This window comes from Bradyrhizobium murdochi (genome assembly GCF_000472965.1).
Classification (GTDB): Bacteria; Pseudomonadota; Alphaproteobacteria; order Rhizobiales; family Xanthobacteraceae; genus Bradyrhizobium; species Bradyrhizobium murdochi.
This window is the reverse complement of sequence record NZ_AXAU01000017.1, coordinates 1-12665: the sequence shown is the minus strand read 5'-3', so window position 1 is coordinate 12665 and position 12665 is coordinate 1. Positions and strand designations below refer to the sequence as shown.

General features: G+C 62.7%; 10 protein-coding genes. 5 read left to right on the top strand and 5 right to left on the bottom strand.

The features are described 5' to 3' along the window. Window positions 1–290 precede the first annotated feature (290 nt). The gene (locus tag YUO_RS47290) at window positions 291–692 is read right to left on the bottom strand and encodes a hypothetical protein (RefSeq protein WP_198028102.1); all 402 of its coding nucleotides are present in this window, start codon (window positions 690–692) and stop codon (window positions 291–293) included. Between YUO_RS47290 and YUO_RS47285 the strand changes: the two genes are divergently transcribed. Beyond that, window positions 693–1241, top strand: a complete 549-nt coding sequence (locus YUO_RS47285; protein ID WP_198028101.1) for a helix-turn-helix domain-containing protein — start codon at window positions 693–695, stop codon at window positions 1239–1241. 255 nt (window positions 1242–1496) lie between these two features. Continuing rightward, the gene (locus YUO_RS0126775; protein ID WP_028350028.1) at window positions 1497–3236 is read left to right on the top strand and encodes a methyl-accepting chemotaxis protein; all 1740 of its coding nucleotides are present in this window, start codon (window positions 1497–1499) and stop codon (window positions 3234–3236) included. A gap of 213 nt (window positions 3237–3449) precedes the next feature. Here the strand turns inward: YUO_RS0126775 and YUO_RS0126770 are convergent, their stop codons facing one another. Both YUO_RS0126770 and YUO_RS0126765 read right to left on the bottom strand, forming a co-directional pair. Further along, window positions 3450–4964 (bottom strand): acetyl-CoA acetyltransferase, encoded by a 1515-nt coding sequence (locus YUO_RS0126770; protein ID WP_028350027.1) that lies wholly within the window; start codon window positions 4962–4964, stop codon window positions 3450–3452. 133 nt (window positions 4965–5097) lie between these two features. Further along, window positions 5098–6231 carry a nitronate monooxygenase gene (locus tag YUO_RS0126765; RefSeq protein WP_028350026.1) on the bottom strand — a complete coding sequence of 378 codons (1134 nt, stop codon included), beginning with the start codon at window positions 6229–6231 and terminating at the stop codon, window positions 5098–5100. A gap of 311 nt (window positions 6232–6542) precedes the next feature. Between YUO_RS0126765 and YUO_RS0126755 the strand changes: the two genes are divergently transcribed. Continuing rightward, a complete protein-coding gene (locus YUO_RS0126755; protein WP_028350025.1) occupies window positions 6543–8201 on the top strand; it encodes a flavin-containing monooxygenase in 1659 nt (552 codons plus the stop codon). Window positions 8202–8334: 133 nt separating this feature from the next. Here YUO_RS0126755 and YUO_RS0126750 read toward each other — a convergent pair whose 3' ends face one another. Beyond that, entirely contained in the window at window positions 8335–9492 is a 1158-nt protein-coding gene (locus tag YUO_RS0126750; protein WP_028350024.1) for an aminotransferase class V-fold PLP-dependent enzyme, read from the bottom strand. Window positions 9493–9744: 252 nt separating this feature from the next. Here YUO_RS0126750 and yghU point away from each other — a divergent pair, with 252 nt between their 5' ends. Together yghU and YUO_RS0126740 are read left to right on the top strand one after the other, a co-directional pair. Next, window positions 9745–10638, top strand: a complete 894-nt coding sequence (yghU, locus tag YUO_RS0126745) for a glutathione-dependent disulfide-bond oxidoreductase (RefSeq protein WP_028350023.1) — start codon at window positions 9745–9747, stop codon at window positions 10636–10638. Between the two features lie 188 nt (window positions 10639–10826). Then, entirely contained in the window at window positions 10827–11579 is a 753-nt protein-coding gene (locus tag YUO_RS0126740) for an alpha/beta fold hydrolase (RefSeq protein ID WP_028350022.1), read from the top strand. A 96-nt stretch (window positions 11580–11675) separates the two neighbouring features. On the opposite strand, the gene YUO_RS0126735 is transcribed toward YUO_RS0126740, so the two are convergent. Then, window positions 11676–12296 carry a flavin reductase family protein gene (locus YUO_RS0126735; RefSeq protein ID WP_028350021.1) on the bottom strand — a complete coding sequence of 207 codons (621 nt, stop codon included), beginning with the start codon at window positions 12294–12296 and terminating at the stop codon, window positions 11676–11678. Between the last annotated feature and the right edge of the window lie 369 nt (window positions 12297–12665).

The following is a 12665-nucleotide window of genomic DNA, read 5'->3' as shown; positions in this document are numbered from 1 at the left end:
ACGAACTTCCGTAACCGGGAAAAAGTGGTAAGACGCAGAGGCATTGTGACGATCTGATGTCAGAAGGTCTTCAGAAGGTCTGATGCCGGAAGACTGCCATGTGTTCTGCGTCAAAGAAGATGAGCCAGGACTCAACACGCTTCATCCAAAGGGGAGGCGCATCGAGGCACCCACCCGCTATGGTCAAGTTGCGCACGCGATCCCTCTCAATCCCGGCTAGCGCTCTTTTTCGTTGTTGCGACGATCGCTGCCGACGGCTCGGATGACGCCGCGTGTCATTGCTCGATGAACTAGTTGAGTCCGAGTTCGTAAAGATTAACCGGTCTCTGGACGTCGATCGCTTCCGGAACATCGAAGGACTGGGCGATGCCAAGAGCATTCCGATCGACGCTAAGGACTTCGATGCCGCTTTCGCCACGTTGAAGCTGAAGTCCTGTTCGGTCCATCTGCAGCGGACGTTCCCACGAATTCTGCAGATGCAGTATTCCACGACCGGCGCGATCGTCGGCTTCACGATGGAAGATGCGGCTTCGTTGATCATCGACGGCGTCGAAGCCCGCGCGCCGGCCTTGCTCCTGGTCAAGGGTACCGCGACGTGTGAGATCGTAGAACAGCGGGCCAATCTGGTCGCGCTTTTGAATTTTGCTTCCATCGACGATCGCGGCTGGCCAGGCGATGCCGATAGCGCTCAATTGATCGCGACGCTGCCGGATAGATGCGAGACACTCCGGGTGACGGTTCGCGATGTACTGACGCTCGCCTCGCATTCGCCCGACAGCTTCGCGCAGCCGAACGTGATCGAGCACGTTGAAGAATCGATTCTGCAGGCGGTCGATCTGGCAATGGCTGCGGCATCGCCCACACCCGAAGCCAAGCGCCTCAGTCTGAGCCACTATCTGGCGCTGGTCCGAAAGCTCGATGAGTTCGTGGCCGATAGTGCCGGCAAGACGTTGTATAGCGCCGACGTGGCGCGGCAACTCGGGGTCTCGGTGCGGACGCTGCATAACGCCGTGGTTGCCATTCGCGGCATGAGCATGCACCGCTACATGCGGCTGCGGCGGCTGTGGAACGTACGACAACAACTGGTGCGCGGCGCGTCGGTGCAGTCGGTGAAGGCGGTCGCGCTCGCGAACGGCTTCTGGCACATGGGCGAGTTCACCGCGCTCTATCGCGAGTTGTTTGGCGAAACACCGCAGCAGACGCTGTTGGCAGCCCGCAAGCAAACCGACGATCTGGCATGATGGCGATAAAGCGCGCCGCCCTTCCGTAATACTACCAGTTCCCGGATCGTGCCGCCTTAGACACCGGTTAACCATCGTATGAAAGCCTGACGGTCATGGGTGCCGCTCTGTGGCTATGCCGCCGCAGGAGCCCTTCGTTCGCAACGAACCGGCTCGTCCCAAATTGGCCCGGCACTTCTTCACCGTGATCCTGCTCTGCGGGAAACAACGGCAGCGCTGTGATTTCCCCGGGTCGTTTCATAAGGACGCAAAGCCATGTCCCGCTTCATCCTGAACCTGTCGATCAGCGCCAAGCTCGGCATTGCCTCGGGCCTCGGCGTTCTGCTTGTTGGAGCGATGGTGATCAATCAAATGCGGGCAAATGCGGCAATGCGCGATCTCGACGCTGGTGTGTCGGCGCAGCAGGCGGTCGCGCGGGATGCGGTGGATGCGAAGGCATCGATTAACGGTATGCAGACCGGCGTTCGTGATATTCGTCTCGCTGACAGTTCGGCGCACTTGCAAAGAGCCAATGATTATCTGGCCGCCGGGCTGAAATCGGTTAGTCACCTCACCGATGAGATGCTGAAACTGTCGCACGCCGCCGAGAATCGCGCACGCATCGGGAAGCTCAAGACGAGGGCTTCTGACTACGTTAAGGAAGCCCAGCAGATCGTGAAGGTGCGAGGCGAAGTGATTGCCGCAGAGGGAGCTCCCGACGCCGCAGTTCGAATCGCGAAGCTGAATGAGGAGGCAGTCCGCATCGCGCGCGAGGTCACGCTGCCGATCGCGGCCGAACTCGAATCGCTTGCCAGCCAGATCGCCGAGTTCGCCAAGCAGAGCGTAGAGAAGGAAAAGGCCCAAGCCGCCCGCGAAATGACGGCGGCCGAACAGATGTCGATGACAATCAGTCTCTGCACGATCTTCCTGCTGATCGGAACCAGCATATTCTCCTACTTCATGATCGCCCGCCCGATGCGTGCGCTGAGCGTGTCGATGGACGAGCTCGCTGGCGGCAATTTCGCGGTGGTGCTGCCGGGCCTCGGGCGCAAGGACGAGCTCGGCGCAGTCGCCGGCGCTGTCGAGAAATTCAAGGTCGTGTCCGAGCAGAAAGCCCGGGACGAGGCGGAAGCCAAGATCAGGCAGGACCAGATCGCCGCCCAGCAGCGCAAGGCCGAAATGGTCCGCCTCGCGGCCTCCTTCGAGACGGCGGTCGGCGAGATCGTCGAAACCGTATCCTCGGCTTCGACCGAATTGGAAGCTTCGGCCAAAACGCTGACCGCGACGGCGGAGCGCGCGCAGCAGGTGACGACCACGGTGGCTGCTGCTTCCGAGGAGGCGACCACCAACGTGCAGTCGGTTGCATCGGCGACCGAGGAGCTGTCGTCTTCGGTCAACGAGATCAGCCGTCAGGTGCAGGAATCGGCGCGAATGGCGGGTGAAGCCGTCGACCAGGCGCGCGTCACCAACGATCGCGTCAGCGAATTGTCGAAGGCGGCAGCGCGCATCGGCGACGTTGTCGAACTCATCAACACCATTGCGGGCCAGACCAACCTGCTGGCGCTCAACGCGACCATCGAGGCGGCGCGCGCCGGTGAGGCCGGCCGCGGCTTTGCGGTGGTGGCGTCGGAAGTGAAGGCGCTCGCCGAGCAGACCGCCAAGGCGACCGGCGAGATCAGTCAGCAGATATCAGGCATCCAGGGGGCTACTCACGAATCCGTCGGCGCGATCAAGGAAATCAGCGGCACCATCGAACGGCTGGCCGAGATCGCCTCGACCATCGCCGCGGCGGTGGAAGAGCAGGGCGCCGCGACCCAGGAAATCTCCCGTAACGTGCAGCAGGCGGCCGACGGCACCCAGCAGGTTTCGGCCAACATCACCGACGTGCAACGCGGGGCGAGCGAGACCGGCTCGGCTTCCGCGCAGGTGCTTTCGGCGGCACAGTCGCTCTCTGCCGATTCGAACCGCCTCAAGCTCGAGGTCGGCAAGTTCTTGGATACGGTAAGAGCGGGGTGAGGGGGCTACGATGTTTTCGTGCCCCGGACGCAGCGCAGCACGCACTAAACGGTAGGGTGGGCAAAGGCGCGCTTAGCGCCGTGCCCACCATCTATCAACAGATCGCGTCGTGAATGGTGGGCACGCTTCCGCCTTCGCTCGTTGAGCTACGGCGGACAAGTCACTTTGCCCACCCTACATTCTGAGCGCTGCACCGCGTCCGGGATACGAGAACTATCCTACCCGCCACTCCAACACGCCGTCATCGGCAGTCGCGATCGCACCGACCGACCACACCGGCGTCTGGTCCATGTTCAACAGATGCTTGAGCGTCGCCGCGTCACCAGCGGGCACACGCGCCAGCGCCCGCGCATCTTGCTCGGTGCGCAGCATCACGACGCCGTGCTCTACCTCGCCGTTACCCTTGTAGATCACGGTAAAACTCTCGACTTTGCCCCTGCCTGAGGCCTCGGTGACGAAGTCCGGCACCGTGCGGCGGTTGCGGTCGGCCTCGGCCTGCACGCTGGTGTCCTGGGCGAGCCGCCCCTTCGGCGCCTCGCGCGACAACACCAGTCCGTGATGCTTGGTGACAAAGCCGCCCTGGCCGTAGAGCAGGCCGATCTTGCCGCCTTCGCGCAGCTTCCGCACCATCGCGATAGCCGCGTGCGTCATATAGGTGTTGAGCGGCGCGCCGAAGAAAGTGAGCCCGCCGGTCACCGTCGGCTGCACGTCGGGGCCCAAGCCCAGCGTCCGCCGCGCCATCTTGGGCACGCAAGGAAAGCAGCTATAGAGCTCGATGGCGTCGAATTTCCTGCCGTCGCCTTCGACCAGGTCCATCACCGCCTTCAGCACCGCATTCTGCGGATGGCTTTCGTAAAACTGGTCGCGCACCAGATAGTCGCGCGGCTCCTCCGCCGACGCGCCGCCGATCGGATAGACCAGCCGCTCCTCGGCTATGCCGGCCGCGCGCGCTTTCGCTAGCGACGTCAGCAAGACGGCCCCGCCCATGTTGACGGTTGGATTGGCCACCATCAGTTTTGTGTACGGCCACGCGATCAGCCGGTTCTCCGGCGTCGGCGTGATGATCTCTTCAGGAGCAAATCGCTTCTTCAGCCACGAATTTGGATTTTCTGACGCCACTTTCGAATAGGTCGACCACAGCGCGCCGGATTCGGCCAGCGCCTCGCGCGGCGTCTGGCCCCAATGCGCCGAGGTGGCGGATTCATAGAGCGGATAGACGGTGATGGGGCGGAACACCCCGAGCTTCACCGCCATCGGCTTCTGAAACGCCGCACCGCGCTTCGGCTCCTCGACGTCATGGGCAAACGGCGTCCATGGCAGGGCGATGCCGCCGCGCTCGGCCTTGGTTGCGGTGGATTGGGCTTCCGCGCCGCAGACCACCGCCACGCTGCACTCGCCGCGCGCGATGCGCTTTGCGGCTTCGTGGATGTAGCGGATCGGGCTCTCGCCGCCGACCGGGCCGTAATAGCAATGCGCTGGCGCGGCACCAAGCTTTGCTGCGAGCTGCTTCTCGGGATCGCGGTAGCGCCAGCTCAGGAAATTGACGACATCGAGCGAGCCGAGCTCGCCGAGCAGCTTTGCGCCGCTATCGGCCTCCGCGCGCCGCACCGCCTGTTCGAGCAGTGCCAGCGGTTCGAGGCCGGCGGCGATGTCCTTTGGCCGGTCGACGATTTCGCCGACGCCGACGATGACGGGAATGCGGTCTTCGGGGAGGGGGGAGTTTGGCATTTTTTCTGACTTTGCTTCTCAACGTACACAGACCTCATCCTGAGGAGCCGCGAAGCGGCGTCTCGAAGGATGGGCCACGGGCCTCATGGTTCGAGACGGCGCTTCGCGCCTCCTCACCATGAGGGAATGACAATCACTCCTCCATCAGCATGTTCATATGCTCCACCGCGTCGGCAAAATCTTCCTTGAATTCCTGCACCACGGCGCCGGCCGACTTCACGCTGTCGATCAGGCCGACGCCCTGGCCGACGAAGTAGGTCACGAGATCGCGCGCCTGCACATTGCCGGCGGCGGCCGCGCGGTCGATCGAATTGAAGGCGTCGCGGCTGATGATGCTTTGCAGCGGCATCGGCAAGGCGCCGGGGCTATCCGGCCCGCGGTCCCATGCATCGGTCCACACCGACCGCAATTGTCGTGCCGGCTTGCCGGTGCGGCCCTTGGAGCGGACGGCGTCGCGCGAGGATGCCGCGATCATCTTCTCGCGGAAAATTTCCGTGGTCTCCGATTCCACCGTCGCCAGCCACACCGAGCCGGTCCAGGCGCCGGCCGCACCCATCGCCATGCAGGCCGCCATCTGCCTGCCTGTCATGATGCCGCCTGCGGCCAGCACCGGCACGTCGCGGACCGGCTTGATCGCCTTGATCACCTCGGGCACCAGCACCATGGTCGAAACCTCGCCGCAATGGCCGCCGGCCTCGGTGCCTTGCGCAACCAGAATATCGACGCCGGCAGCGACCTGGCGCAGCGCGTGCTCTTTCGAACCAACGAGCGCCGCCACCGGCACGCCATGCTTGCGGCCCATGTCGATCATCTGTTTCGGCGGCACGCCGAGCGCGTTCGCAATCAGCTTGATCGGATGGCGAAACGAGACCTCGAGCACGTCAAGTGCGCGCTGCGCGTCGAACGGCTGCGGCTGGTTGTCGGCGACATTGCTCGTCGTCAACTCGACGCCGTATTTCTTCAGCAGGTTGCGGGTGAAATCGCGATGCTGCGGCGAAATCCGCGCCTCAAGGCTCTTCCAGGTGACGTCCTTCTCGCCCGCGGTCGAAATGTTTTCAGGGATCAGCACGTCGAGCCCGTAGGGCTTGCCATCGGAGTGATCGTCGATCCATTTCAATTCCTGCTCGATCGTCTCGGGCGAATGCGCGGTCGCTCCCAATACGCCAAACCCGCCGGCGCGGCTGACGGCGGCAACGACGTCGCGGCAATGGCTGAAGGCGAGCAGGGGGAATTCAACTCCCAGCATGTCGCAGATTGGCGATTTCATGGTGACCTCCCGGCGGCAGCATTTCAGATGGCTGCTCGGCTTTCCGCGCGACGCTAGCCCATTGGAGCCTTGCATGCCAAGCGGTGTTAGTTCCTCATCCTGAGGAGCCTGCGCAACAGGCGTCTCGAAGGATGAAGGTCACAGACGGGCCTCATGGTTCGAGATGCGCGAAGACGCGCTCCTCACCATGAGGAGCGAACATTCCATCTCGCAAAATATGCAGAGCACGGCCGCCGATTTGCGTCTTGCGCTTTGGCGCTAGCGAGAGAATGCTGCACGCAACCAACATAATTTTCAGGGAGCCCGTTTTCATGTCCGCCATGCCGTCCGCCGCCGCCAAATTGCCCGAGGCCTACGACGTCGTCGTGGTCGGCGCGGGCTTTGCCGGCATGTACATGCTGCACCGCTTGCGCGGACAGGGGATGACGGCGCGGGTTTTTGAGCAGGGCTCGGGCGTCGGCGGCACCTGGTACTGGAACCGCTATCCCGGCGCGCGCTGCGACGTCGAGAGCATGCAGTATTCCTATTCGTTCTCGGAAGAGCTGCAGCAGGAGTGGGACTGGAGCGAGCGCTATGCACCGCAGCCGGAGATTTTAAGATACGCCAACCACGTCGCCGACCGCTTCGATCTGCGGAGGGACATCCAGTTCGACACCCGCGTCGATCGTGCCGAGTTCAACGAGGCGACCTCCCTCTGGTCGGTAACGACTTCGGACGGCAAGACGGTATCAGCAAAATTCGTCGTGCTCGCTACCGGCTGCCTGTCGAACGCGCGGATGCCCGACATCAAGGGTCTCGATCAGTTCAAGGGCAAGGTCTACCACACCGGCCACTGGCCGCATGAAGAAGTCAATTTCACCGGTCAGCGCGTCGGCGTCATCGGCACGGGATCGTCGGGGATTCAGTCGGTGCCGGTCATCGCCGAACAGGCCAGCCATCTGACGGTATTTCAACGCACCGCGAATTTCTCGATTCCCGCCCGCAATGCGCCGCTGACGGAACAAGAGCGGCAGAAATTCCGCGCCAACTATCCCGAGATCCGGCGCTTCGCGCGCGAGGTCGCGAAGAACGGCATCTATACCGAGATGCCCGACCGCGGCGCGCTCGATGACGGCGACAACGAGCGCCGTGCGAAGTACGAGGCGCGCTGGAATCACGGCGGGCTTACCTTCATGTCGGTCTACAACAATCTTGCGCTCGACAAGGCCGCCAACGACACCGCTGCGAATTTCGTCCGCGACAAGATCGCCGGCATCGTCAAGGATCCGGAAACGGCAAAACTATTGCAGCCGAACAACCATCCGATCGGCTCAAAACGCATCTGCATCGACACCGATTATTTCGCGACCTTCAACCGCCCGAACGTGACGCTGGTCGACATCAAGTCGAATCCGATCGAAGAGATCACTGAAAACGCCGTGCGCGTGGCCGGCAAGAACTACGAAGTCGACGCTCTGGTGTTGGCGACCGGTTTTGACGCCATGACGGGATCAGTGGCGAAGATCGATATCAAAGGCCGCGACGGCCAGACGCTGAACCAGAAATGGGCCGCGGGCCCGCGCAGCTATCTCGGCCTGATGAGCGCGGGCTTTCCCAACCTCTTTATCGTTACCGGCCCCGGCAGTCCGTCGGTGCTGTCCAACATGATCGTGTCGATCGAGCAGCATGTCGACTGGATCACCGACTGTCTCGCTTACATGCGCGATCGCGGGCTTGACACGATGGAAGCCGCCACCGAAGCCGAAGACAAATGGGTCGCTCATGTCAACGAGGTCGCCGCCAGCACGCTCTATCCGCAGGCCAATTCCTGGTACATGGGCGCCAACGTCCCCGGCAAGCCGCGCATCTTCATGCCCTATATCGGCGGCGTCGGGCCCTACCGGCAGATCTGCAATGAGGTCGCGGCCAAGGGCTATGAGGGATTTATGATGGAGCAGACGGAGCAGCCGCGCAAGCTGGCGGCCTCGTAAACCGCTCCCGTAGGGTGGGCAAAGCGACTTGTCCGCTGTAGCTCAACGAGAGCGAAGGCGGAAGCGTGCCCACCACCATCTAGCGGCGCGGCATGAATATGGTGGGCACGGCGCAAGTGCGCCTTTGCCCACCCTACAGCTTATACCGCAGCCGCCGCGTCAACGCCTCAACAAACCGATCTACATCAGCTTCGTCATTATAGACGTGCGGCGACACACGCATCCGTCCCAAGCGCGGCGCGACGTAGACGTCCTCACTTGCCATTGCCTCGATTAATCCCGCCGGCATTCCGCCCTTGAAGGCGAGGCTCAATACATGCGGCGCCCGCAGGTGAGGTTCGGGAACGTGGACGCCGGTGCCGCGCACGGCTTGCGTGATCCGCTCCGTCAGCATCGTGAGACGTTGCACAATGGCCGGCGCGCCCCAGTCAGCTATCATCTCCATGCCGATCGAGGCCATTTCCATCGAGATGAAATGGTCGCGCTCGCCCATGTCGAAGTGCCGCGCATCGGGAACATAACTGAGATCGGTGAAATAGACAGCGTTGTCGGCGCGCACGTTGCGGCGGCCGGACGCGGTCTGCTCAAGCGGGATACCGCCTTGATGACGTTTGGCAACATAGAGAAAGGCTCGGCCGTAAGGGCCGAGCAGCCATTTGTAGGTCGGGAAGATCACAAAATCCGGGTCGAGACGCTTCACGTCGGTCGTCAGCACGCCAATGCTGTGCGTTGCGTCGACAAGGAAGGCGGCGCCCCGCCGCCGCAGTGCCGCGCCGACCTTGTCGACATCGATCAACCCGCCGTCCGACCAGTGCACTGATGAGATCGAGGCCAGGCTGACCGGCGGAGCGCCGGATCGCTCGATGCTTCCGAGGATCGCCGCCGTCCAGTCGCCATCGTCAGGTTGCCGAACCGTCTCGACGGTGAACCCTTCTCCCTCGGCCCGCGTATGCCATTCGAGCACCGGCGAGGAATGATCGTTCTCCAGCACGATCACGCGCGTGCCGCGGGCGATCGGCAGCACCTTCGCGGCGGTGGCAACGCCGTAACTGATCGAAGGAATCAGCGCGATATCGGCGGCTTCGGCATTGATCAGCCGGGCGGCAGCAAGGCGCGCGCGTTCATGCTGCTGATTGGCGAAGGAGGCCTCTAGCGTCCACGGCGTGCCCTTGCGGAGAACCGCGGCGCGGCCGGCCTCCAGCGTTCGAAGCGGTAGCGGGCTGTAAGAGGCGGCGTTCAGGTAGCAGATCTGGCGCGGTATCTCGAATAGGGCGCGCTGTGATGGGAGCATGTGGATGGGTCTCTTTGCTGGCGACACCTCCATTATGACCGATCTCGATTACACCAGCCACAGCAGCATTGCTCCGAGTACACTTGCCTCGTGCAATCAGGGCAGGCGTGGCATGGCGCATTCCTCCCCTGACTTTTGCGCGCTTTTTGTTCTGTTGCGGTGCTGATACGAAACCTTACATGGATTGAAGTGGCCGACGCGCGACAGATCACGCAATCGCGAGACGGCCGAAGAAGCCTGGAGCCAACCCGAATGACCGACGCCCCCGTTAACGAGCCCGCCGAATACGTGCCGCCGAAAGTCTGGACCTGGAACAAGGAAAGCGGCGGCCGGTTCGCCGCGATCAATCGCCCGATCGCAGGCCCTACGCATGAGGCGGAGCTGCCGGTCGGCCGCCATCCGTTCCAGCTCTACTCGCTGGCTACTCCCAACGGCGTCAAGGTCACCGTGATGTTCGAGGAGCTGCTTGCGGCCGGCCACAGCGGTGCGGAATACGATGCCTGGCTGATCAAGATCGACGGCAACCAGTTCGGCAGCGGCTTTGTCGCTGTTAATCCGAACTCGAAGATCCCCGCGCTGATGGATCGCAGCGGACCGACGCCGATCCGGGTGTTTGAGTCCGGTGCGATCCTGATGCATCTCGCCGAAAAGTTCGGCGCGTTTTTGCCGGCGAGCGGGCCGGCGCGGGCCGAATGCCTGTCATGGCTGTTCTGGCAGATGGGCAGCGCGCCGTTTCTGGGCGGCGGCTTCGGCCATTTTTACGCTTATGCGCCGACCAAGATCGAATACGCCATCGACCGCTACGCCATGGAAGTGAAGCGCCAGCTCGACGTGCTAAACCGTCGTTTGGCCGATAACGAATATCTCGCAGGAAGCGAATACACGATCGCCGATATGGCGACCTGGCCATGGTACGGCGCGCTGGCTAAGGGCCTGGTCTACGGCGCCGGTGAATTCCTCTCGGTGCACGAATACAAGAACGTGCAGCGCTGGACCGACGCGATCGCCAAACGCCCGGCGGTAAAGCGCGGGCGCATGGTCAACCGCATCTCCGGCGATCCGGCAAGCCAGTTGCACGAGCGGCACGAGGCCAGCGATTTCGATACAAAGACGCAGGACAAGATCGGCGAGCCGGCGCAGGGGTGAGGCTTTGTCTTACCTCGCCCCGCTTGCGGGGAGAGGTCGGATTGCGCAGCAATCCGGGTGAGGGGGACTCTCCGCGAGCGGTGCTCGTGGTGACAGCCCCTCACCCCGACCCTCTCCCCGCAAGAGCGGGGCGAGGGAGGTCAAAGAGCCGCAGGCAGCGGCCAAGACATAGGGCAGAGGAAACCACCATGAGCTTCTTCGAAAAAGGCACAGTTAGCATCCACTACGAGGAAGCCGGCTCCGGCTTTCCGCTGCTGCTGATCGCCGGCGGCGGATTGAACTCGAACATCTCAGGGATTACCGGCGACTATCCGCCCTTCAACGCCATCAAGGAATTCGGCAACGAATACCGCTGCATCGCCTACGACCTGCGCAACGCGCTGCCCGGCCAATCCACCGGCCCGCTCGAGATCGAGCGTCCCTGGGATTCCCACACCGACGATCAGCTCGCGCTGATGGATCACCTTGGTTTTGAAAAATTCATGGTGCTGGGTTTCTGCATCGGCGGCCCCTTGATCTGGAATCTGATCAAGCGCGCGCCGGATCGCGTCGTCGCCGCCGTACTGGCGATGCCGTCAGGCTCGCGTCCCGAAATGCGCGACCTGTTCTACAATAACAACATGACCGGCTGGGCGCCCGAACTGACAGAACGCCGGTCCGACATCACGATGGAGCAGGCGGAAAAATTCCTGACCCGAATGTATCGCACTGATCCCGATTTCGTCTTCACCGTGACGCGCGATTTCGTCCGCCAATGCCAGACGCCGGTGCTGATCCTGCCCGACGATATCCCCGCCCATCCGTACGCGGTCGCCATGGAGAGCGCGATGCTGGCGCCGAACGCCGAAGTCAGCCTGTTTCCGTGGAAGGAGCCGAAAGAGCGGGTGCCGCTCGCGGTGCGCCAGATCCGGTCATTCCTGCGTGCGCATAGGCTAAGCTGAGATTCGTAGGGTGGGCAAAGGCGCTCTAGCGCCGTGCCCACCATCTTCATGCGTGATTGGAATGGTGGGCACGCTTCGCTTTGCCCACCCTACAAATCAAACCACCGTCTTCGCCCCCTCCGCCGGCGGAAACACCACGCGGTCGTCGGTCCGGCAGTAGCGATCTGCGAACATGCGGCCGATCGGATGATAGCGCTCCATGTGCACGCGCATCGCGGCGTGGTCCCATAATTCGTCGCGGATATGGAAGTGGATGCCTTCGCCCATCACCAGCAGCCGGTCGCCGTTGACGTCGATCTCCTTCCAGGTCTTGCACTCCATCGCAAACGGCGCATCCGCCAGCCGCGGTACAGCGATTTTGGTCGAGGGCGCCAGTTTGAGATCGAGATAGTCGGGCTCGCCGACCTCGGGCGGAAAGTCGCCGCTGCTTTCATGCATTGCCCGCGCCAACGGCTCGTCGGTCATGTTGACGACGAACTCGGCCGTTCGGCGGATGTTGATCACGGTATCCTTGACGCGGCCGTCGGGCCGCAGATTGGCGGCGAACATGCAGAGCGGCGGATCCTCGCAGAACACGTTGAAGAAGCTGAACGGCGCCGCGTTGACCACGCCGGCAGGCCCGATCGTCGTCACCCACGCAATCGGCCGCGGCAGCACGAAGGAGGTGAGCACCTTGTAGCGCTCGCGGGGTTTTAAGTCGCTGGGGTCGTATTGCATGTAGAGGGCTCCGCGTAGGGTGGGCAAAGCGCAGCGTGCCCACCACTCAGCGCGGGCGCAAGTAGCGGTGGGCACGGCGCTTGCGCGCCTTTGCCCACCCTTGTATTAGCGCGAAGGATTAAACTGGCATCGTTCCGTGAGGAATGGCCCAGCCTGGGTGGCCACCCGGGCTGGGCCGCCGATTGATCGGATCGATGCCCACCGAAGCCTAGAGGGCTGTCTTACGTAGCAAGATCGCAGTCGGCACTTCATCGGGACCCGGATGGTTGAACGAACTTTAGGTTCGCATCACAAGGGAGGGTCGACGAAGATGGCCAAGCGTACCACAATCTGTGCCGGGATCGATACCGGCAAACGGAAGCTCGACGT

Excerpts from the sequence above, each read along its gene's own strand:
- YUO_RS0126755 (WP_028350025.1), top strand. The coding sequence starts at position 6,543 with ATGTCCGCCATGCCGTCCGCCGCCGCCAAATTGCCCGAGGCCTACGAC.
- YUO_RS0126770 (WP_028350027.1), bottom strand. The coding sequence starts at position 4,964 with ATGCCAAACTCCCCCCTCCCCGAAGACCGCATTCCCGTCATCGTCGGC.
- YUO_RS0126775 (WP_028350028.1), top strand. The coding sequence starts at position 1,497 with ATGTCCCGCTTCATCCTGAACCTGTCGATCAGCGCCAAGCTCGGCATT.
- YUO_RS0126740 (WP_028350022.1), top strand. The coding sequence starts at position 10,827 with ATGAGCTTCTTCGAAAAAGGCACAGTTAGCATCCACTACGAGGAAGCC.
- YUO_RS0126750 (WP_028350024.1), bottom strand. The coding sequence starts at position 9,492 with ATGCTCCCATCACAGCGCGCCCTATTCGAGATACCGCGCCAGATCTGC.
- YUO_RS0126765 (WP_028350026.1), bottom strand. The coding sequence starts at position 6,231 with ATGAAATCGCCAATCTGCGACATGCTGGGAGTTGAATTCCCCCTGCTC.
- yghU (WP_028350023.1), top strand. The coding sequence starts at position 9,745 with ATGACCGACGCCCCCGTTAACGAGCCCGCCGAATACGTGCCGCCGAAA.
- YUO_RS0126735 (WP_028350021.1), bottom strand. The coding sequence starts at position 12,296 with ATGCAATACGACCCCAGCGACTTAAAACCCCGCGAGCGCTACAAGGTG.